Origin of the sequence: Micromonospora sp. WMMD1120 (genome assembly GCF_029626235.1) — a bacterium.
GTDB lineage: Bacteria > Actinomycetota > Actinomycetes > Mycobacteriales > Micromonosporaceae > Micromonospora.
This window is the reverse complement of record NZ_JARUBO010000005.1, coordinates 4,154,539-4,175,274: the sequence shown is the minus strand read 5'-3', so window position 1 is coordinate 4,175,274 and position 20,736 is coordinate 4,154,539. Positions and strand designations below refer to the sequence as shown.

18 protein-coding genes and 1 riboswitch are annotated in these 20,736 nt (G+C 73.9%); of the genes, 11 read left to right on the top strand and 7 right to left on the bottom strand.

Going from position 1 to position 20,736, the window contains the following annotated elements; genetic code table 11:
• Positions 1 to 85: 85 nt before the first annotated feature.
• Positions 86 to 595: a DUF664 domain-containing protein gene (locus O7634_RS19605; RefSeq protein WP_278151568.1), complete on the bottom strand. Its 510-nt coding sequence runs from the start codon at positions 593 to 595 to the stop codon at positions 86 to 88.
• Positions 596 to 672: 77 nt separating this feature from the next.
• Between O7634_RS19605 and O7634_RS19600 the strand changes: the two genes are divergently transcribed.
• Together O7634_RS19600 and O7634_RS19595 are read left to right on the top strand one after the other, a co-directional pair.
• On the top strand, positions 673 to 1,188 hold the full coding sequence (locus O7634_RS19600) for a 2'-5' RNA ligase family protein (protein WP_278151567.1): 516 nt from the start codon (positions 673 to 675) through the stop codon (positions 1,186 to 1,188).
• A gap of 219 nt (positions 1,189 to 1,407) precedes the next feature.
• Positions 1,408 to 1,593, top strand: coding sequence for a hypothetical protein (locus tag O7634_RS19595; RefSeq protein WP_203149154.1), 186 nt, complete (start codon positions 1,408 to 1,410; stop codon positions 1,591 to 1,593).
• 16 nt (positions 1,594 to 1,609) lie between these two features.
• Here O7634_RS19595 and corA read toward each other — a convergent pair whose 3' ends face one another.
• On the bottom strand, positions 1,610 to 2,740 hold the full coding sequence (corA, locus tag O7634_RS19590) for a magnesium/cobalt transporter CorA (RefSeq protein ID WP_278151566.1): 1,131 nt from the start codon (positions 2,738 to 2,740) through the stop codon (positions 1,610 to 1,612).
• Positions 2,741 to 2,941: 201 nt separating this feature from the next.
• Positions 2,942 to 3,053: riboswitch (SAM riboswitch) on the top strand.
• 272 nt (positions 3,054 to 3,325) lie between these two features.
• On the opposite strand from corA, the gene O7634_RS19585 reads away from it, so the two are divergent.
• The 3 genes from O7634_RS19585 to O7634_RS19575 are packed head-to-tail and all read left to right on the top strand — an operon-like array spanning position 3,326 to position 5,766.
• Positions 3,326 to 4,207: an ABC transporter substrate-binding protein gene (locus tag O7634_RS19585; RefSeq protein WP_278151565.1), complete on the top strand. Its 882-nt coding sequence runs from the start codon at positions 3,326 to 3,328 to the stop codon at positions 4,205 to 4,207.
• Positions 4,208 to 4,246: 39 nt separating this feature from the next.
• Complete coding sequence (locus tag O7634_RS19580) at positions 4,247 to 5,026, top strand: amino acid ABC transporter permease (protein ID WP_278151564.1); 780 nt, start codon at positions 4,247 to 4,249, stop codon at positions 5,024 to 5,026.
• Positions 5,023 to 5,766, top strand: a complete 744-nt coding sequence (locus O7634_RS19575; RefSeq protein WP_278151563.1) for an amino acid ABC transporter ATP-binding protein — start codon at positions 5,023 to 5,025, stop codon at positions 5,764 to 5,766. Before O7634_RS19580 ends, O7634_RS19575 begins: the two co-directional genes overlap by 4 nt.
• A gap of 116 nt (positions 5,767 to 5,882) precedes the next feature.
• Here O7634_RS19575 and O7634_RS19570 read toward each other — a convergent pair whose 3' ends face one another.
• Together O7634_RS19570 and O7634_RS19565 are read right to left on the bottom strand one after the other, a co-directional pair.
• Positions 5,883 to 7,457, bottom strand: coding sequence for a Na+/H+ antiporter (locus O7634_RS19570; RefSeq protein ID WP_278151562.1), 1,575 nt, complete (start codon positions 7,455 to 7,457; stop codon positions 5,883 to 5,885).
• Positions 7,458 to 7,558: 101 nt separating this feature from the next.
• Positions 7,559 to 10,864 (bottom strand): BTAD domain-containing putative transcriptional regulator, encoded by a 3,306-nt coding sequence (locus O7634_RS19565; protein WP_278151561.1) that lies wholly within the window; start codon positions 10,862 to 10,864, stop codon positions 7,559 to 7,561.
• 137 nt (positions 10,865 to 11,001) lie between these two features.
• Here O7634_RS19565 and O7634_RS19560 point away from each other — a divergent pair, with 137 nt between their 5' ends.
• From O7634_RS19560 to O7634_RS19550, 3 genes are all read left to right on the top strand, one after another.
• Entirely contained in the window at positions 11,002 to 11,880 is an 879-nt protein-coding gene (locus O7634_RS19560) for an alpha/beta hydrolase (RefSeq protein WP_278151560.1), read from the top strand.
• A gap of 367 nt (positions 11,881 to 12,247) precedes the next feature.
• Positions 12,248 to 12,697, top strand: a complete 450-nt coding sequence (locus O7634_RS19555; protein ID WP_278151559.1) for a hypothetical protein — start codon at positions 12,248 to 12,250, stop codon at positions 12,695 to 12,697.
• A complete protein-coding gene (locus tag O7634_RS19550) occupies positions 12,697 to 13,092 on the top strand; it encodes a hypothetical protein (RefSeq protein ID WP_278151558.1) in 396 nt (131 codons plus the stop codon). Before O7634_RS19555 ends, O7634_RS19550 begins: the two co-directional genes overlap by 1 nt.
• 27 nt (positions 13,093 to 13,119) lie before the next feature.
• Here O7634_RS19550 and O7634_RS19545 read toward each other — a convergent pair whose 3' ends face one another.
• The 3 genes from O7634_RS19545 to O7634_RS19535 all read right to left on the bottom strand — a co-directional run bounded on the left by O7634_RS19545 (position 13,120) and on the right by O7634_RS19535 (position 17,339).
• On the bottom strand, positions 13,120 to 15,276 hold the full coding sequence (locus O7634_RS19545; protein WP_278151557.1) for a hypothetical protein: 2,157 nt from the start codon (positions 15,274 to 15,276) through the stop codon (positions 13,120 to 13,122).
• 7 nt (positions 15,277 to 15,283) lie between these two features.
• The gene (locus tag O7634_RS19540; protein WP_278151556.1) at positions 15,284 to 16,483 is read right to left on the bottom strand and encodes a low temperature requirement protein A; all 1,200 of its coding nucleotides are present in this window, start codon (positions 16,481 to 16,483) and stop codon (positions 15,284 to 15,286) included.
• Positions 16,484 to 16,571: 88 nt separating this feature from the next.
• Positions 16,572 to 17,339, bottom strand: a complete 768-nt coding sequence (locus O7634_RS19535) for a TetR/AcrR family transcriptional regulator (protein WP_278151555.1) — start codon at positions 17,337 to 17,339, stop codon at positions 16,572 to 16,574.
• Positions 17,340 to 17,473: 134 nt separating this feature from the next.
• Between O7634_RS19535 and O7634_RS19530 the strand changes: the two genes are divergently transcribed.
• The 3 genes from O7634_RS19530 (at position 17,474) to O7634_RS19520 (ending at position 20,578) form a co-directional block, all read left to right on the top strand.
• A complete protein-coding gene (locus O7634_RS19530; RefSeq protein ID WP_278151554.1) occupies positions 17,474 to 18,763 on the top strand; it encodes a sensor histidine kinase in 1,290 nt (429 codons plus the stop codon).
• The gene (locus O7634_RS19525; RefSeq protein WP_278151553.1) at positions 18,751 to 19,416 is read left to right on the top strand and encodes a response regulator transcription factor; all 666 of its coding nucleotides are present in this window, start codon (positions 18,751 to 18,753) and stop codon (positions 19,414 to 19,416) included. The genes O7634_RS19530 and O7634_RS19525 overlap by 13 nt, the downstream gene beginning before the upstream one ends.
• Before the next feature lie 100 nt (positions 19,417 to 19,516).
• Positions 19,517 to 20,578, top strand: a complete 1,062-nt coding sequence (locus tag O7634_RS19520; RefSeq protein WP_278151552.1) for a Gfo/Idh/MocA family oxidoreductase — start codon at positions 19,517 to 19,519, stop codon at positions 20,576 to 20,578.
• The last annotated feature ends 158 nt before the right edge of the window (positions 20,579 to 20,736 follow it).

Here is a 20,736-nt window from a genome sequence, read left to right as displayed (position 1 = left end):
CCTTGGTGGGGTGAGCGCGCCTCACCCGGAACGGGTGAGCGACAGGGCGCGCCGGGACGCCCGCCGATGATCGGCGGGCCGGTGATCAGCGGGCTTCCAGCAGCCCGCGCACGAAGGCGGCCTGGCCCACGTGTTGCAGGTCGTCCTCGGCGACGCTGACCAACCGGACGCCGAGGGTCACCGGCGGGTCCCACGACTCGTCGACCACCCGGTCCAGGTCGGCCGGGCGCAGGCCGGTGAGGAACGCCCCGGTCCGATCCGCGACCGCCCGGTAGTAGTCGACGAGCGCCTGCGCGCTCTCCGGCCGTACGGCGGCGACCTGGTCGGGTGAGTGCCCGTATCCGGTGTTGTCCGGGTCGGCGGCGAGCGCGAAACGACCCGCCCAGTCGCCGCCCGTCCAGACCTGTTCGGCGGCGAGCAGGTCGGCGACGTGGTGATCCTGGACGCGGGTGAGGTGCCAGACGAGCCAACCGACCGAGTTGCTGCCCGGTCCCGGCGTCCAGCGCAGCTGCTCCGGACTCAGGCCGTCCACCGCCGAGCGGACGAGGTCGGGCAGCCGGTCGTACGTCTCGGTCAACAGCTCGTTCACGTCCACTGGGTACGCCTCCTGATCGGGTTCCGATCAGGTACCGCTGGCGCCGACGGTCAAACCTCGACCGCTACGGTGATCAAGTGGTCGCGGCGGTGGAGTTGTACCTGGACCCGGACGCGACCCGTCGCATCCGGGTGCTCTGGGACGCGCTGGAGGCCGAGGGCGTGCAGAGCATGCGGTCGCTGCTGGAGCAGCGGCACCGCCCGCACGTCTCGCTCGCGGTGGCGCCCCGCCTCGATCCGGAACAGGTCGCCGCGGCCCTGCGCGGCACCGTGGTGGCCGCTCCCCTGCGGCTCGACTTCCAGCACGCCGGTCAGTTCGTCGGTCGGGTGCTCTGGCTCGGCCCGGCGCCCACACCGGAGCTGCTGGCGCACCACCGGTTGGTGCACGACCGGCTCGCCGCCGCCGGTGTCGGGCTCACCGAGCACTACCGGCCGGGCCGGTGGGTGCCGCACTGCACGCTGTCCATGCGGGTGCCGAACGCGCTGATGGCCGCTGCCGTACGCCGGTGCCTGGAGGTGTTGCCGCTGGCCGCGACGGTGGTCGGGGCGGCCCTCACCGACCACGCACGCGGCATCGCCCACCCGCTGCCCTGAAGCCGACAGCTCACCGACCCGCCCACCTCACTGCAAAATGTCCGGTTTGGCGGGCGGGAGTCGGAAACTTGAAAACCAGGGGTGCGAATCCGCCCAGGCGTGGGATGGTTCGAGTGGCCGCCGTACCAGTGGCGAGTCGCCCGTCCGCGGTTCGCCCGGCCGGTGGCGCGTGCTCACGCCGCGCCCGCGCGGCGGCGTCGAGGAGGAGAGGCAGGGCCCATGCAGGCTCAGCGCAGGCCGCCGCGCACCGAGCGGCGCCAGACCCGGGACGACCGGACCGGCGGGGGTATGACCGGGGCAGCCACCCCGTTGACGATCTGGGCGGCCGCGGTGCTGCTCGGCCGGATCAGCGCCGGCGACGACGACGTCGAGGACGAGCGGCACATCCTGCGCGGCATCGAGTGACACCCGGCGGGGCGGTTCAGAGCCATCCGCGCCGCTTGAAGATCACATAGAGGGTGCCGCAGACCAGCAACATCAACAGCAGGGCGAACAGGTAGCCGAACCGCCAGCGCAGCTCCGGCATGTGGACGAAGTTCATCCCGTACACGGTGCCGATGAGGGTGGGCGCGAAGAGGATCGCCGCCCAGGACGAGACCTTCTTCAGTTCCTCGTTCTGCGCGTAGCTGGCCGCGGTCAGGCTGCGCATCTCCTCGTTCTGCTGCTGCGAGACGAGGGTGGCGTTGACGGTGAGGATGTTCTGTAGCAGGTGCCGGAACCCGTCCACCCGCTCGACCACCTGGGTCAGGTGGTCGGTCACGTCCCGCAGGTAGCGGCGCAGCTCCTCGTCCGCGCCGGGGCTGCCCGCGCCGCCGGCCAGCGCGTCGAGCACGCTCAGCAGGGGCCGGGCGGCCCGCTGGAACTGGATGACCTCGCGGCTCAGGCCGTAGATGCGCCGGCTCGCGTTCGGGTCACCGCCGAACACCTGGGTCTCGATCTCGTCGATGTCGTTCTCCAGCCCGGCGACCACCGGCGCGTACCCGTCGACGACCTGGTCGAGGATCGCGTACAGGACCGCCTCCGGGCCCCGGGCGAGCATCTGCGCCTCGGTCTCCATCCGACGTCGCACGGCGGCCAGGTCCGGGGCCTCACCGTGCCGCACGGTGACCACGAAACCCGGCCCGATGAACAGGTGCAGCTCGGAGAACTCGACCTCCTCCCGGGAGTCGTCGTAGCGGGCGGCGCGGAGCACCACGAACAGGGTGTGCCCGTACCGTTCCAGCTTGGGCCGCTGGTGGGCGTTGATCGCGTCCTCGACCGCCAGGTCGTGCAGCCGGAACTCCCGGGCCAACGAGGTGATCTGGCCGATGTCGGGCCGGTACAACCCGATCCAGGCCATCGCGTCATCCTGCTCCTGGAGGCAGCGGTACGTCTCGGCGAGGCCGGACGGCGAGGCGAAGCGGTGTCCGTGGCGGTAGATCGCGCTGTCCACCAGGCCGCCGGCGGGGGCGGTGGACGACTGCGTGGACGGCGCGACGCCGACCGGGGTCTCGTACTCGTCGAGTTGGCGACCGAAGCCACCACCCGGGCGGAAGCGACGGCCACCGACCATGCCCTGCCCCCTCCCCCGGCGCTGTCCGGCCCGGCGCGGGCCCGCCAACCCGGGGGCGCTGCGTTCCCGCTGTCCGGAGTACGAAACCCGCCGCGCGACCGGGTGGGTTCCGCGCACCGGCCCGGGTGACCGGCGAGCCGACGGTGAGGGTGGTCATAACGACTGGACGGTCCACCCACGCCCGCTGCTAGCATCGGCGCAGGTCATGAGTGCCAGCGCGAAGCCCCGGCTTGCTGGCCGGCAACCCTCCTCCGCGGTGGGGTGCCCCGGGTGAGGACCAGGCACCGGCAGGACGCCGGCGCAAGCGTGGCCTGGCACCCAGGTCAGCACAGACCCGGGAGAACCATGCGCATGCTCAGCACCGCCCCACCGACCGATGTCGCGGACGTCCGCGCCGGTCGACGGTCGCCGGCACTGATCCGGCGACGGCACGTGGACATGATGCGAATGTGCAGCGCCGCCTGTCGTCGCGGCACCGCGCCCTAGCGCATCCCCTTCTCGAACCCCTTCCAGCGGTACGCCCAGCGGGCGTGCCGTCGGCGGCGCACGTCCGCGCTGCCGGGACACCACCCTTCGGAGACACCTGTGCGATCCCTTCCTGCCCTGACCCGCACCGTCGCCCTCGCCGCGGCCATGCTGCTGGCCGCCGCCGCGCTCACCGGCTGCGGCGCCGACGACTCCACCGACTCCACCGCCAACCCGTACGGGCTGGCGCAGCCGGGCGTGCTGCGCGCCGGCACGCTCACCGACGCCCCGCCGAACGTGTACCTCAAGGACGGGAAGTTCACCGGCTTCGACAACGACCTGCTGACCGCCGTGGCCGGCAGGCTCGGCCTGCGGGTGGAGTTCGTGGGCACCGACTTCTCCGCGTTGCTCTCCCAGGTCAACAACCACAAGTTCGACGTCGGTAGCTCCTCGATCACCATCACCGAGGCGCGCAAGAAGACTGTCGACTTCGGCAACGGCTACGACTTCGGCTACTTCGGCCTGGACGTGCCGGCCGGCTCGCCGATCACCAGCTTCGACCAGCTCGCCGGCAGGCGGGTCGTGGTGGTGCAGGGCACCGTCCAGGACGACTACGCCACCGGCAAGCAGCTCAACCCGGTGCGCGTGCCGGACTACAACGGCGCGATCAACCAGCTCAAGGCGGGCACCGCCGACGCGTGGATCGCGCCCGCCGAGATCGGCGAGAAGTCGGCCGCCGACAGCAACGGCAAGATCACCGTGGCGGCCAAGCAGCTCAGCCCGGCGCCGACCGCGTACGCGGTGGCCAAGGGCAGCGACAGGTTGCGTGAGGCGCTGAACGAGGGCCTCGACGAGGTCATCGCGGACGGCACCTGGAGCCGCCTGCAGGCGCAGTACTACCCGGGCCGGCCGATCCCGGCGGACTTCACCCCGGGCAGCGGGACGGCGGCCGTGCCGTCGGCGTCGGCAGTGCCGTCGGCGTCCGCGTCGAGCGCGTCCTGACCGGGTGCCGAGCGAGCGGAGCGGTGGGAGAGGCGACACATGGATCCGTTGAGCACGCTGTGGGAGACGTTCTTCGACGTCGACGCGATGCGCGAGGCGCTGCCCGAGATGCTCACCGTCGGGCTGCCCAACACGCTGATCCTGGCGGTCTCCGCCGCCCTGCTCGGCTCGGTGCTGGGCCTGCTGCTGGCCGTCGCCGGGATCTCCCGTAGCCGGTGGTTGCGCTGGCCGGCGCGGGTCTACACCGACGTGTTCCGGGGGCTGCCGGCCGCCGCGACGATCCTGCTGATCGGCGTGGGGCTGGCACCCCTGGGCATGCGGGTGTGGGGACCGGACCCCTACCCGCTGGGCATCCTGGCGCTGTCGCTGATCGCCGCCGCGTACCTCGGTGAGATCTTCCGCTCCGGCATCCAGTCGGTGGAGGCCACCCAACTGGAGGGCGCCCGCGCGCTCGGCTTCTCCTGGGTGGACGCGATGCGGTTGGTGATCATCCCGCAGGGCCTGCGGCGGGTGCTGCCCGCCTGGGTGAACCAGCTCATCGCGCTGATCAAGGACTCCAGCCTGGTCTACTTCCTCGGTCTGGTGGCCAGCCAGCGGGAGCTGTTCCGGATCGGGCAGGACTACGCGGCCACCACCGGCAACGAGTCCGCGCTGCTGCTGGCCGGGCTCTGCTACCTGGCGCTGACCGTACCGCTGACGCACGTCGTCAACCGGATCGACAGTCGACTGCGCGACGGTCGGCCGGCGACCGCGCCGACCGAGGAGGACGAGGAGAACGAGGAGAACGAGGAGATGGCGACGGAGGGACAGCGACGATGAGCACCGACCCCAGCACCTCGGTCAGCCTCGACGTCCGCGACGTGCACCTCGCCTTCGGACCGAACCGGGTGCTGCGCGGCGTCGACCTCACCGTGCCGCGCGGCGCGACGGCCTGCGTCATCGGCCCGTCCGGGTCGGGCAAGTCCACACTGCTGCGCACCATCAACCGGCTGATCGAGCCGGACCGGGGCGACGTGCTGCTGGACGGGCGCAGCGTGCTCGGCGACGACCCGGACGCCCTGCGGCAGCGGGTGGGGATGGTCTTCCAGCAGTTCAACCTCTTTCCGCACCTGACCGTCCGGCGCAACATCACCCTCGCGCTGCGCCGGCTGCGCAAGCTCGGCGAGGACGAGGCGGATGCCGTCGCACACGCCCACCTGGAGCTGGTCGGCCTCGCCCACAAGGCGGACTTCCGGCCGGCGAAACTCTCCGGCGGTCAGCAGCAACGGGTGGCCATCGCTCGGGCGCTCGCGCTGCGGCCCGAGGTGATGCTCTTCGACGAGGCCACCTCGGCGCTCGACCCGGAGCTGGTCAAGGGCGTCCTCGCGGTGATGGCCGAGCTGTCCGCGGCGGGCATGACAATGGTGGTGGTCACCCATGAGATGGGCTTCGCCCAGCGGGTCGCCGACACCGTCGCCTTCATGGACCGGGGGGTGGTGCTGGAGGCCGGTCCACCCGAGGCGATCTTCGAGCGGGCCACGCACCCCCGGCTGCGCCGCTTCCTCGACCAGGTGCTCTGAGCGGGGCGAGTTGGGCCCCTGACCCGGCAGGACGGTGCTACTCGAGAGCGGTGACCGAAGATCCCGGACGCGGCAGACCGCGTCTCGCCCGCTGCACGGTTGCCCGACCCGCCCGGTCAGTCGGTGGGGCCGCGTCCCAGCAGGCGGATCTCCTCGTTGTCCAGCGCGGCCTGGAGCTCCTGGAGCACCAGGTCGTCGATCTCCCGGTCGTCCCGCAGGCGGGTGACCTCCCGGCGCTTGTGGGCGAGGACGCGCAGGCGCAACTGCCGTTCCAGGCGGCGCTCCTCGCCGGTGCTTTCGCCGCTCTCGTCGAGGTCCTCCAGGTGTCGCTGGTACTCGGCCCGGAGTCGATCGACGGTGTCCTCCCCCGCGCCGACCTCGTTGGCGACCTGGGGCAGCGCGGCCAGCCCCGCCTCGGCGGCCCGCCGACGGGCGTGCCGGGCCTCGTCGACGCGCTGCGGGTCGCCGCTCAGCCGTGCCCAGCGCACGACGAGCGGCAGGGTGGTCCCCTGGAGCAACATGATGAGCACGATCACCAGCGCGGTGACGAAGATGATCAGGTCGCGCTCGACCACCGGCCGACCGTCCACCTCGATGGTCGGCACGGCCAGTGCCGCGGCGAGCGAGACCGCGCCCCGGAAGCCGGACCAGCCGGCCACGGTGCCCACCCGCCAGCCCGAGGGTCCCTGACTCGGGTCCATGATCCGGCGTCGTCGCAGCCTCGCCACCTGCGAGGTCAGGTAGACGAAGAGCAGGCGGGTGCCGATGACGACGAGCGTGACCACCAGGACGATCAGCAGGGCCCGCTGTGGCGAGGTACTGGTGATGTTCCGCACCGCCCGGGGTATCTGCGTGCCGAGCAGGACGAACAGGCCACCGTTGATCAGGAACGTGGACAGGTCCCAGAACGCGTAGGCCAGCACCCGGGACCGGGCGCGGATCACCCGTGGGCCGGCGTAGGAGAGCATCAGGCCGGCGACCACCACCGCCAGCACGCCGCTGGCGTGCACCGCGTCGGCGAGCAGGAACGCGGCGAACGGGGTGAGCACGCTCAGCGCGCCCTCGCGCAGCGGATCGTCGAGCCGCTTGCGGATCAGCACGACGGCGTAGCCGACCAGCAGCCCGGCGAGCACGCCACCCGCGCTGGCCCCGACGAACTCCTCACCGATGCGCAGCGCGCCGGGGTCCGCGCTGTGGGTGAGCAGGCCCACGGTCACCGCGAAGATCACCAGGGCGGTGCCGTCGTTGATCAGGCTCTCGGCGTGCAGGGTGGTGAGGAGTTTGCGGGGCAGCCGCTTGGCGAGGCCGGTGACCGCCGCGGCATCGGTCGGCGCGAGCACCGCGCCGAGCACCCAGGCCGCCGCCGGGTTCACCCCGAGGGCCTGGGCGGTGTACGAGACCGTGACCAGGGTGAGCACCACCAGCACCACGGCGAGCAGCCCGATCACCGGAAGGTTGGCCCGGATCTCGCGCAGGCTGAGGGTGAGGCTCTCCCGGTACAGGATCGCCGGCAGGAAGATCAGCAGGACCAGGTCCGGCTCCAGGGCCAGCTCGGACAGCGGCGGGGTGAAGCCGAGCAGCACCCCGAGGCCGATGAGCAGGACCGGCGGGGCGACCCGGTACCGACCGCCGAGCGTGGTGCCGACCAGGACGGTGACGCCCAGCACCACGATCAGGACGAGCGCCTCCACGCGTACCCTCCTCGAACCGTGGCCGGCGGCGCGCCCGCCGGTGGTTCCATCTGACCGCACCCAGACGGTGGTTCCGGCGCGATTGGCCAAGTCGTGGGAGGTCAGCGGGCGACGGCGCGGGCCCGGTTTGTGACCGCCCGGGCGGTGCGCCGGTGCCGGGCCGCCTCCTCGGCCCGACCGAGTGCGCCGGCCAGGTCGGCGAGGTGCCCCGCCACCGGGCCGGCGGTGAGCACCCCGCTTCCCGCCGCCATCTCGCCGACGGCCGGCAGCAGCTCGGCGTGGACCCAAGTCATCGTGACCCGGTCGTCGAGAGCCCACGCGGCACGGCCGAGGAGGCAGAGCCGGACCTCGCGCAGCAGGTCGTGCGGCAAAGCGGGGACGGCGCGCAGGGCGACCGCGGCCGCTTCCCGGTCGCCGTCGGAGAGCAGGAGCAACGGGCGGACCCACGGCTCGTGCCCGCCCCAGTCCAGAGTCGCCCACTCCTTGGCGCCGGCCGGCGGGACCGGCCGGTCGCCGCCGATCGTGTCGGCCAGCCAGAGGCCGAGCAGGGCGAGCGGAAGCAGACCCTCGGTCAACCCCGGCATGCCGTCGGCGCCCGGGTGGCCGGCCGCCGCCCGGTACGCGTCCGCCGCCCCGACCGACTCGCCGTCGAGCGCCCGGCGGAGCGCGGCGTACCACCCGGTGAAGACGCCGACCAGCGGCAGCTCGTACCGTCGGGCCAGACGGTCGGCGGCGTCGGCGTGCGCGTCGGCGCGGGCCCGGTCGGCAAGGGCGCAGGCGGCCTGGACCAGCACGAGGTGACCGAGCACCTCGACGGTGGCCAGGTGGTGTCGGGCGGCCAGGTCGACCAGCTCGCCGCCGATCCGGGCCCGGTCGCCGGCCAGCCCGGGACGCGCGAAGGTGTGCAGGAAGCGGGCGTTGAGCGCGAACGCCAGCAGGGTGGGGTCGTCGAGGCTGCGGGCGATCGTCTCGGCCTCGTCCGCCGCCCGCCGGCCCCGGTCGGTCGTGCTGCCGCGCAGCTCGACCGCGAGAGTGCTCAACAGGCGGCTACGCCGCGTCCCGTCGCTCGGGTCGAGAGTCGTCAGGGCGTGCTCGGCGGCCCGGACGATGCGTGCGGACAGCGACTCGTCGTCGTTACGCGTCCAGATGGCCGGCACGTCGAAGCCCGCCAGCACCTCCCCGAGCAGTCGGGGGTCGCCGACCGCCTCGGCCGCCGTGATCGCCTCGGCGCGCCAGCGCCGCGCCTCGGCCAGCCGGCCCGTCACGGCCAGCGCCCGTCCCAGACCGAGCACCGCTGTGAGACGCTCGCGCCGCTCGATACCGCCGGCCCGGTCGTACGCCTCGATCGTCTGTCCCCACATCCGGGCCGCCTCGTGCGGGTTGCCGTGCTGCTCGGCCCGCTCGGCTGCCAGCCGGGCATACCCGGAGGCGCGCGCGGCCGCAGCCGGCCCGCCCGCGCGCAGCAGGTGGTACGCGAGGGCGGCGGGCTCGACCGGGTCCCGTTGGCGCAGCACCTCGGCGGCGGCCGCGTGCCAGGCGGCACGGCGGGGCGCGGACAGGTCGGCGTAGAGCGTGTCGCGGACCAGGATGTGGGTGAAACGCAGCTGGCCGTCGGACTCCCGCTCGGTGAGGAACCCGGCCTGGAGGGCGCTGTCGACGGCGTCCAGCGCGACCGAGGGGTCCCCGACCAACGCGCTCAGCAGGGCCGGGTCGACATCGCGGCCGAGCACTGCCGCCTGCCGCAGCACGGTACGGGTCGACGCGGGCACCTGTGCCAGCCGGTGCCGGATCACGTCCCGCACCCCGGGCGGCACGGCGACGAGTGCCGCCTCCCCCTCCGTCGCGTACAGCTGGGCCAGCTCGCGGACGAAGAACGGGTTGCCCCCGCTGCGCTGGTGGATCAACCGGGTGGTGGCCGGATCGGGTGCCGTGCCGACGATCGCGCCGGTCAGCTCGCCGGTCGCCGGCGCGGACAGACCGCCGAGATATTCACGGACCGGTTCGAGTCCGGCGGAGCGGGCCAGGGCCGCGGTCAGCTCCGGGCTGATCTCGGTGGCCCGGTAGGTGCCGACGACCAGCACCGGCCCGCTGACCGGCTGCGGGCCGGCGAGCAGCGCGCTCAGCAGATCGAGCGTGTCCCCGTCGGCGCGGTGCAGGTCGTCGAGGACCAGCAGCACCGGCCCTCGTGCGGCGACCGCCGAGATCAGCGCGGCGACCCGGCGGTGCCGGCGGAACCGCGCCGCGGCGGGGTCGGCCGGTCCGTCGTTCGGCCCGCCGGCCGCCGTGGCGTCCACGGTCCCCGCGAGCGCGTCGGTGACCTGGGTCCACGGCCAGGCCGGCGGGGCGCCCTCGTACTCCGGAATGCGCCCCCACGCGGTGGTCCAGCCCTCGGCGGCGAGCCGGGCGGTCAGGGCCTCGGCCAGCGCGGTCTTGCCGGCGCCCGGGTCGCCGCTGAGCAGGGCGAGGGTGGGGCGGCGTCGGCGGACGGCGGTCTCGGCCGCCCCGGCGAGCCGCGCCAGCTCCGGGTCGCGGCCCACGAACGGACGCCGTGGCGGAGCGGGCTGCACGGGTCGGACGGTCCCGTCGGGGCCGGGGGCGACCGCCCGGCCGAGAGGCGGGGTGAGGTGCGGCGCCTGCGCCAGGATGTCGGCTTCGAGTTGCCGCAGTTCGGGGCCGGGGTCCACGCCCAACTCGGTGACCAGGACGTCCCGGGCCTCCCGCAGCGCGGCCAGCGCGTCACCCTGCCGACCGGCCCGGTACCGGGCGACCGCCAGCAGCCGCCAGGCGTCCTCCCGCAGCGGGAAGCTCGCCAGGTGGGCCGGCAGGTCGGCGGCGACCTCCTCCGGCCGGCCCATTGCCAACAGCGCCTCGGCCCGCCGCTCGACGGCGAGCGACCGTAGCTCGTTCAGCCGGTTGACCTCCGCGACCGCCCAGGTCTCCGTCGCGGCGTCGGCGTACGCGGGCCCGCGCCAGAGCCCGAGCGCCGTGTCCAGACCGGTCAGGGCCGGCCCGGGACGTCCTGCCTCCAGCAGATGGGCAGCCTCAGCGACGGCCGCCTCGAACCGGTCGGCGTCCACCGCGTCCGGGTCGGCCCGCACCACGTACCCGGGTGGTTCGGTGACCAGGACCCGGGGCGGCTGCCGGGGTGGCCGGTCGGGCTCCAGCGCCCGCCGCAGGTCGGCGACGAAGGTCCGGATCGCGCCCACCGCGCCGTCCGGCGCGACCTCCCAGAGGTCGTCGACGAGACGGTCCACCGGCACCACACGCCCGTGCGCGAGCAGCAGCCGGGCCAGCACGAGACGCTGCCGGTGCCCGCGCAGGGGCACCGGGTCGCCGCCGATCGCGGCGGTCAGCGGCCCGAGCACGCCGAAGGTCACCGCGCCGGGCGTCCTCTCCGGCCTGGTCATGGCACCAATCTAGGCGGCTCGGCGGACCGGCACTGATCCGCCGCTGACCGTCTGCTGATCACCGCTGGCGAGGCTTGACGACGTCCGACGGCGACGGGCCACGCCCGAGCCGGCACTGCTCACCAGGAAGGTTCCCCATGGACCCCAGGATCAACGGATTCGACTACCGCCGGGTCAGCGTCGCCGACGGCGTGACGCTCAACGCCGCGGTGGGCGGTTCCGGGCCGGCCGTCGTGCTGCTGCACGGCTTCCCGCAGACCCACCTCATGTGGCGGCACGTGGCGGCCGACCTGGCCGCCGACCACACTGTCATCTGCCCCGACCTGCGCGGCTACGGCGACAGCGACAAGCCCCTCGACACCGACGGCACCGGGTACGCCAAGCGCACCATGGCCGCCGACGTTGTGGCGCTGGCCGCCGCGCTCGGCCACGAACGGTTCGCGCTCGTCGGGCACGACCGGGGCGCCCTGGTGGCGTTCCGCGCCGGTCTCGACCATCCGACGGCGGTCAGCCACCTGGCGGTGCTCGACGTGCTGCCCACCCTCGACATGTGGGACGTGCTGCACGGCAACAGCGCCGCCGTCGCGTTCCACCTGTATCTCATGGCGCAGCCGCCCGGCCTGCCGGAGACGCTCATCGCCGGCAGTCCGGACGCCTTCTTCGGTCACTTCCTGGACGTCTGGACCGGTACTCCGGAGGCCCTGCCGGCGGACGTGCGGGCGGCGTACCTGCGGGCGTCGCGGAACGCGGTGCCCTCGATCGTCGCCGACTACCGGGCGTCGGCCGGTATCGACGTGACCCATGACGCCGCCGATCGCGCCGCCGGCAACCGGCTGCGGATGCCGGTGACGGTGCTCCAGCAGGACTGGGGCGCGGCGCTCGGCTACGACGCGGCCGCGGTGTGGCGGGCCTGGGCGCCGGACCTGGACCACCGGACTGTCACCTGCGGGCACTTCATGGCGGAGGAGGCGCCGGCGGACGTCCTGCGGGAGGTGCGTGCCCTGCTCGCCCGCTGACCGGCCGGCGCACCGGCCGCAGGTCGTGACCCAGAGAAATATATCCGACACTCATGGTCACGAAACCGGCCCTGCGGCCGGGTGCCGCGCTCCGGCCGGCCACCCCTCGCCAGACCCTCGCCAAAGCGGCTCTGAGCTGCGCAAATGAGACGTTACACGGAGTGGACGGCAACCGGTCATCGGTGATACACAGGCAGTAACCGGCAGCCAACGGCGGCGAGTCGCTTCCTATCCTCGCCCAACCACCGTCCCGCCGCACTCGCGCCAACGGGCTTCGTCGTCAGGACCGCCGCACCACGGAAGCGACCCATCGACGGCAGCGACCCACGGCCGCCGCCGGCTGACGGTCCTCGACCAAGGAGTCGCCGTGGGGCACCTACGTATCCGATCCCGCCACCAGCCGTACGAGATCGCCGTCCTGATCGCGGCACCGGTCTGCGGAGTGTTGATGATGACCCTCAACGTGCGGCCGACCTCGGTGCAGACGTCCATGCCGGCGCCCATCCAGGTCGCCTGGGAGCTGGGCCTGGTCGCGGTGGGGCTGGGCGGGTTGCTGGGCGTCTCCTGGCCCGGCCGGCTCTCCACCGGGCTCGGTCTCGAACTCGCGTCGGTGCTGGTGCTCGGCACGCTCACCGGCATGTACGCGGTGGCCCTGCTGGTCATGTCCGGCCGAAATTCCATCGTCGCGACGTCGTTCGTGCTGGCGGTGACTGTCGGGTCGCTCGGGCGGGCGGCCCAGATCGCCGTCGACCTGCGCCGCCTGGCCCGGGCCTGCGAATTCGTGACCTACGAGGAGTTGCGGGCAGGTGTCACGTGATGACCCAACCGGCACCCTCCGCGCCGCACTGGGTCCAGGTGACGCTCAGCGTGCTCGGCATCCTCGGCGGAGGCACCGGCCTGGCCGCGATGGCAGCGGTGGTGGTGCAGCGGGGCAAGTTCAAGGCCGACGCCGCCGACACCCTCACCGAGGCGGCCCTCACCCTCGTGCAGCCGTTGCAGACGCGGATCACGCAGTTGGAGGACGAGGCGCTGAGCGCGCGGTCGGAGCTGGGTGTGCTGCGCGAGCAGGTGAACCAGTTGCAGTTCGTGGTCCGGGTGCTCACCCGGACCTTAGACCGCTGGCGCGCCGCGATCCGCGCCCCGGACGCCACGCTGCGCAAGGTCCGCGCGACGGTGGCGGAGACCGACCGGATTCCCGAGATGGACCGGTGACCGCGTCGCGTCCCCGGCCCGGTTCCGCTAACCCGCGCCGCGCAGACGTTCGACGAGTTCGGCCACCGCCGCCCGGAAGTCCGTGTCGAGTTCGCCGGGATGGTGCCCCCGCAGCGGCGGCGCGGACCGTTCCCCCGGCCCGGGCAGCAGGTCCCGCGGGTCCCGCAGCCGCCGGTCGACCCGGCCGGCCGGGTCGACGGGGTCCTGGGGCGGATCGCCCGGTCGGTGCGCGGCGAAGATCCACCCACCGACGGGGTCGGTGTCCCGCCACAGGTTGAGCCAGCGCCACCCGACCCGCCTCCCCACCTCCCGCAGGACCTGCTCGTTGAGGTAGGCCGGAAAGAGCCGGGCGTAGAGGCGGTCCAGCGGCGATCCGTGGGTGAGCAGCGCGACCCGCTGACGGACGCGCGGAGGCAGTCGCAGGATCGCGAGCGCGAGCAGCGCCGACCCGTGGCTGTGCCCGCAGAGCAGCACCCCGCTGTGCCGCTCGGCCAGCCGGCTGATCCGGTCGGCCAACTCCGGCACCGCGCGATCGGCGTAGCTCGCCGGCGCGAACGGGTGCGCGGCCCGGGGCCAGAAGGTGCCCAGGTCCCACAGGATGCCGACGTGCCGGCGGAACCACGCCGTCCGGTAGGCGAACACACCACCGGACACCAGCAGGACGACCAGCGCGGCGAGGAGATAGGTGGCCCCCGCGAGGCCCATCCCGACCGCTTCGGCCGGCAACCCGAGCAGCTCGCGCGCGAGGGTCTCCGGCTGCCGCCCGGAGCGCCCCAGCAGACTCGTGACCAGCCCGATGACGGCGAGCACCGCGTAGATCACCGCGAGCAGACCGAACCACTCGGTGAACCGCGCGCGGGCGACCGCATCCGTCGCCAGCCGCAGCCGACCGGCCGCCGGCGGCGGCGGCACGACCGGGAAGTCCCGGGCGGTGATCGCCGCCGCCGCACGACGACGCCGCCGCCGCGACACGAGTGTCAGCGCGCCGCACACCAGCGCCGCCGCGGTCACGTGCAGGAAGAAGGCCAACAGCGTCCACCGGTACGGCAGCGGCGGTCCGCCCTCGTCGCGGTAACCGCCGAGCAGTTGCCCCGCCTGGTAGACGAGGCCGGCGGAGAGCGCGCCCGCCATGCCGACGGCGATGGCGGCGAGAGCCGCCGCGCCGAGCCCGCGCCGCAGCGCGGACCGGCCGCGCGCGGGACCTCGGTGCCAGAGCACCAGGCCGCTGAGCAGCACCAGCAGGATCATCTGGCCGAACAGCGCCGCGCCGGCGGTCCCGTCGTAGCCGGGCAGTCCGGTCGCCGACGGCCAGCCACGCTCGTCGCGCGCGACGACGACGAGGGTCGCCACGGTCAGTCCGACCGCCACCACGTTGGTCGCGCGGGCGGTCCGGGTGGCAGCGCGCGCGGTCGCGGCCCGGTCGATCAACCCCGGTGCCGCGAGCAGGCCGACGCAGACCAGCAACACCGCCGCGCCGAGTGCCAGCAGCGGCGTCGTCGCGGCCGTGGCGCCGCCGGCGTGACGCGCCACGAGCAACACCACATCGAGTACGGCGAGCGCGGCGGCGACGTGGATCGCGCGCAGCCGTTGCACCAGTGGTTCGACGGGCCAGAGCGGCTTGTCCGCCGGACGGGACCGCCGGCTGCCGAGCAGCCGCAGCGCCACCAGGGCGGCGACCGGCAGCAGCGCGAGCACGGCCAGCCGCTGCCCGACGTGCCGGCCGTCGAGCCCGCCCATGCTGTCGAAGGGGGCCCGGCAGCGGGCCGCGCCGAGACACTGCCAGGCGAGCAGGTCGAGGGCGACCCCGGCGATGGACACCACGTACAGCACCGTGAGGTTGAGCGCGAGGAGCCGGCACAGCAGGGTGACCCCCGCCGCGCCGCGGCGGCCGGCGGGGCGCATCCACACCGCCACGTTGCTGAGCATGAACGGCAGCAGGAAGACCATGGCGAGGGTGCGACCCACGGTGCCGGTGGGCAGGTCACCCCAGCGGTACGCCTCCAGCGTCAGCCCGTCCGGGTCCCGGCCGGCGGCACGGTAGAAGCCCCCGCTGTCGTCCCCGGCCACCTGCCGCACCCGCGTCCGGGCGAGAACGGCTGTCGGCTCCGCCCCGGACACGCCGTGCACCCGCAGCTCCACCACGTCGTCCGGTGGCGGCTGGTCGCCGGCTCGCCCCTCAGGCATCGGGCTGCTACCCGTGCCGCCGGTCGGGCGCGGCACTCCCCGCGCCCCGCCGGAGGAACCGCCGCAGGCCGGGCATCGCGTCGACCAGGACGATCAGCAGTAGCACCCCGGCCACGACGGCGCTGTTGACGAGTTGCGGTAGCCGCGCTGTCGCCAGGCCCGCCGCGATGATGACCGGCACCCCGACCAGGCGCGCCCAGGGCCGGCCACCGTCGACCACCACCGCGAGGTGGATCCGGCCGGTCAGGAACAGCGCGGGGCCGACGACGCCCAGCGCCAACTGGCCGGTGTCGTGCTCCATCGGATCGTCGATCGTCATCTCCATGGCGACGGAGGTGGCCAGCACCCCGGCGATCATGACGAGGTGCAGGTAGCCCGCCTTGAGCGTCAGCCTGCTCCCGGGCGGGCCGGCCGCCTCGATCCGCGTGCCCAGCCGCCCGCCGGCGGGCACCAGGTACAGCCGGGCGAGGGCCACCGCTGTCACGAACGCCAGTGCGAAGGCGACCGTGCTGTCGCGGTCCAGGCCGGACTGGCTGTAGGTGATGCCGGAGATCAGGATCAGCTCACCCAGGGCGATGATGAAGATCTGCTGGTAGCGCTCGGAGAGGTGCATGCCGTTCACCTGGAGGTCGATCCAGGAGCTACGCCCGAGCCCGGGAAACGGCCAGCGCAGCCGGGCCAGCGAGTACTCCAGCAGGAGCGCGGTCGCCCAGAGCGCCTCCCGGGCCGGGTCGACGGCCGCCCCGACCACCCAGAGCACGCCGGAGATCGCGAACCAGATGGCCACCCGCAGACTGCGCAGTTGCAGCGGGTGCCCGCGCAGGGCGGGCAGCAGCATCCCCGCCCGGCCCAGGTGGATGGCAACGTAGGCGATGGCGAACACCAGCGCGTGCCCGTCGAAGACGGTGGGCACCGCGGCGGCCATCAGCAGACCGCCGAACATCACCCAGAGCAGCAGGGCGACGATCAGCGGCGCGCGCGGGTCGAACCAGTCCGCCGACCAGGCGGTCACGAACCACACCCACCAGAGCGCCGCCAGCATCAGCAGCACCTGGATGCCGCCGTTGAGGCTGGGGTCGTCGAGCAGCGCCCGGGACAGCCGGGTCAGCGCGAAGATGAACGCCAGGTCGAAGAAGAGCTCCAGGAACGAGGCCCGGCGCGGGCTCTCCCGTCGTTGCAGCAGCCGCCCGGCAAGCCCGCCCGTCATCGCGATCCTTCCCGGCCCGCACCACCGCCGCCCCAGTCGTACCACCCGGACGAGCGGGCTCGGGCGGGTTCCGCCGAGCCGGAACGAGCTAGCTGGCGGCCGCCCGCTCGGCGACCACCACCGAGATGCCGTCGAGGACGCGTTGCAGACCGAACTCGAACGCGTACTCCGGGCCGTACGCGGCGCCGTGCCGCTGCCCGGCGGCCGTGCCGACCCGGGACGCCGTCGGGTAGGCGCCCGGTTCGAGGAAGGTCTCCAGCCAGGGCGCGTGCGACTGCCACCACTGACCGTCGGTCATGCCGGTCGCGCGCTCCAGGTCCACCACCTCGGAGGCGGCGCGCGCGGAGCTCTTCACGTGCCCCAGCACGAGGGTGAGCACGGCGTCCATCTCGACGTCGGTGAGCCCGATGTCGGCGACCGCGGCGAGTTCGCTGTCGTACTTGGCCAGCAGGTGCGGCCCGAGCACCGGCCGGGTCGTCTCGGCCCGCAGCATCCAGGGGTGCCGTTGGTAGAGCGCCAGATTGTCACGGGCGATCCGCTCCAACCGGGCCCGCCAGTCGCCCTCGGCGGCCGGACGCGGCATCTCCCCGTACACGGTGTCGATCATGACCGCGACGAGTTCGGCCTTGCCGGGCACGTACGTGTAGACCGACATGGTGCCCACGCCCAGCGCCTCGGCGACCCGGCGCATGGTCAGCGCGTCCAGACCCTCGGCGTCGGCGATCTCGATGGCGGCGTGGACGATCCGGTCGACGCTGAGCCCCGGCCCGGCGCTGCGGCTGGTCGGCTCCCGGGTGCGCCAGAGGATGGCCAGGCTGCGGGCCGGGTCCGCGATCGCCTTGCGCTCACTCGCCATGGTGCCGCCATCCTAGCAACGCCGGCGTACGTCGTACGTCGGCGAGTGCGGTGGCGGTGGTAGTGCTGGGCATACCCCGGAAAGTGGATCTGGACGGCTGGGGCGGCCGGTGGCCCGCGATTAGCGTCTGCGGCATGACCCCGGAACACCCATCGCACCTGGCCGAGGCGCTGCGCCGCCGCCGCTGGCTGCTCTCCGCCTGGCCCTGGCGGGCGCTCGCCTACCTGGTCACCACGGTGCCGATCGCCAGCGTGCTCGGCGTCGGCCTGCTCGTCATCGGCGCCCCCCTGCTGGCCGCCGTCAACGCCGTGCGGCAGCACGGCCGGCCACCGAGCATCGCGCTGATGCTGTTCCTGGCCACCGGCAGCCTCCTGCTGGTGGCGCTGGCGCCGCTCGTCAGTCACCCGGTGGCTGTCATCGAGCGGTGGCGGACCAGGCTGGTCGACGACCGCCCGCTGCCCGCGTCGCCCTGGCCGGGCCTCGCCGCCCGCTACCGCAGCGCCGCCGGCTGGCGCGCCGTGGCGTACCTGTTCTGGTTGGGCGGGGCCGTGCCGGTCGCGTACTGGATGGTCCTGGTCCTCGCGTTGCTCGACCTTGGCATGATCACCAGTCCCTGGCTGGCCGGCGACGGCGACCCGGTGGTGATCTGGCGGCCGATCGAGAGCACCGGCGAGGCCGTTCCGTACGCGATCCTGGGCGTGCTGCTGCTGCCGGTGCTCTGCTACGCCATCGGCCTGCTCGCCGCCGCGCAGGCCGCGGTGGCCCGGTGGGCACTGGCCTCGCCGATCGACGCGGCGGCGCTGCGCGAGGTCACCCGATCCCGTACCCGGCTGGTCGGCGCGTACGAGGCGGAGCGCCGCCGCATCGAGCGGGACCTGCACGACGGCGCGCAGCCCCGGCTGACCAGCCTCACCCTCCAGTTGGGCCTGGCCCGGCTCGACGTGCCCGAGGACTCGCCCGCGGCCCGCCCTCTGGCCGTGGCGCACGAGCAGGCCCGAGGCCTGATGGTGATGCTGCGGCAGTTGGTGCAGGGCATCCGCCCGCAGAGCCTCACCGATCTCGGCCTGGCCGGCGCGGTACGCGAACTCGCCGACGCCGCCACCATCCCGGTCACCGTGCACACCGAGTTGCCCGCGCCGCTGCCGGAGATCGTGGAGACGACCGCGTACTTCGTGGTGTCCGAGGCGCTGGGCAACGTCGCCCGGCACGCCCGGGCGACGCGCGCCGACGTACGCCTCACCCAGCCCGCCGGAAATCTCGTCGTCGAGGTCGCCGACGACGGTCGGGGCGGCGCCGACCCGGCGGCGGGCACCGGCCTGACCGGGCTGGCCGACCGGGTGGCCGCGGTGGACGGGCGGCTGCTGCTGTCCAGCCCGCCCGGCGGGCCTACGGTGCTCCGGGTGGAGCTGCCATGCCGTCGCTGACCCGGGTGGTGCTCGCGGAGGACGAGGTGCTGTTGCGGGAGGGCCTGGTCGCGCTGCTGACCCGCTTCGACTTCACAGTGTGCGCGGCCGTCGGCTCCGCGCCGGAGTTGCTGGAGGCGGCCCGTGCGCACCAGCCGGACCTGGTGCTGACCGACATCCGGATGCCGCCGGGGCGGCACGACGACGGGCTGCGCGCGGCCGTCACGCTGCGCGCCGAGCGACAGCACCTGCCGGTCGTGGTGCTCAGCCAGTACGTGCAGACCGGGTACGCGGCCGCGCTGCTGGACAGCGGCGACGGCCAGCGGGTGGGCTACCTGCTGAAGGACCGGGTCGCCGAGGTCGCCGAGTTCGTCGACACCCTGCGCCGGGTCACCGCCGGCGGCACCGCCATCGACCCGGACGTGGTGCGGCAACTGCTGCACCGCCCACGCGACCCGCTCGCCGCGCTCTCCGCGCGGGAACGTGAGGTGCTGGCGCTGCTCGCCGAGGGCCGGTCCAACGCCTCGATCGCCGGCCGGTTGCACGTCAGCGAGGCGGCGGTCGGCAAGCACGTCGGCAGCATCCTGCTGAAGCTCGACCTGCCGCCCAGTGACGACACCAACCGCCGGGTGCTCGCGGTGCTGACCTACCTGCGCGCCGAGCCGGGGGGCTGACCAGCGCCGGGCCGTGGTCGGGCCGGGCCGCCCGGGGCGTAGATTCGGTCTGCGGAACCGCCGCCGGACCGGGCGCGGACCACTGGAATGGGGGCACGGCATGGCGGAGGCACTGCGGGTTGGGCTGCTGGGGTACGGACTGGCGGGCCGGGTGTTCCACGCCCCGTTGATCGCCGCCACTCCGGGGCTGCGGCTGGACGCCGTCGTGACCCGCGATCCGCAGCGGCGCGAGCAGGCCCGGCAGCACTTCCCGGACGCCCGGCTGGTCGACGACGCCGACGAACTCTGGCGTACCCCGGAGTCTCTGGACCTGGTGGTGGTCGCGACGCCGAACCGGCACCACGTGCCGTTGGCGCGGGCGGCGCTCGCCGCCGGTCTGCCGGTCGTCGTCGACAAGCCACTGGCGGCCACGGCGGCGGAGGGTCGCGAGCTGGTGGACGAGGCGACCGAGCGTCGGGTGCCGCTGACGGTGTTCCAGAACCGGCGCTGGGACGGCGACTTCCTGACCGCCCGCAGCCTGGTGGAGCAGGGTGAGCTGGGCCGGGTGCTGCGCTTCGAGTCGCGGTTCGAGCGGTTCCGCCCGGCGATCAAGCCGGGCTGGCGGGAGCTGGCCGGCCCGGAGGAGGCCGGTGGCGCCCTGTTCGACCTCGGCGCCCACCTCGTCGACCAGGCGGTGCAGCTCTTCGGCCCGGTCGAGCGGGTCTACGCCGAGGTGGACCGTCGCCGCGCGGGCGCGGCCGTGGACGACGACGCCTTCGTGGCGTTGACACACGCGAACGGGGTCCACTCGCACCTGTGGATGGGTGCGGTGACCGCCCAACTCGGGCCCCGGCTGCGGGTGCTGGGCGACCGGGCCGGTTACACGACGTACGGGCTGGACGTGCAGGAGGCGGCGCTGCACGACGGCGGTCGTCCGGGCCAGCCGGGCTGGGGCGAGGTCCCGCCGGAGCGCTACGGCCTGCTCGGCGTCGACGGTGACCTGCGACCGGTGCCGACCGAGCCGGGCGCGTACCAGACCTTCTACGCGCGGGTGGCGGCGGCGCTGCGGGACGGCACGCCGCTGCCGGTGGACCCCCGGGACTCGGTCGCCACCGTCGAGCTGATCGAGCTGGCGCACCGGTCGGCCGCCGAGGGCGTGGTGCTGCCGGTCCCGACCGACTGACGTCGCCGACGACCTACCCGCGCCGAAAAGCGGTGGAGCGGACCCCTGTCCGCCGTTACCGTGCTGCGCATCCGGGTCGTCTAGGCAAGGACGTGCCGTTGTACACCCTGTGAGTTTTCCCGAGCACTGATCTGTCGCGCGTCGCGCCCTCGCGCCGC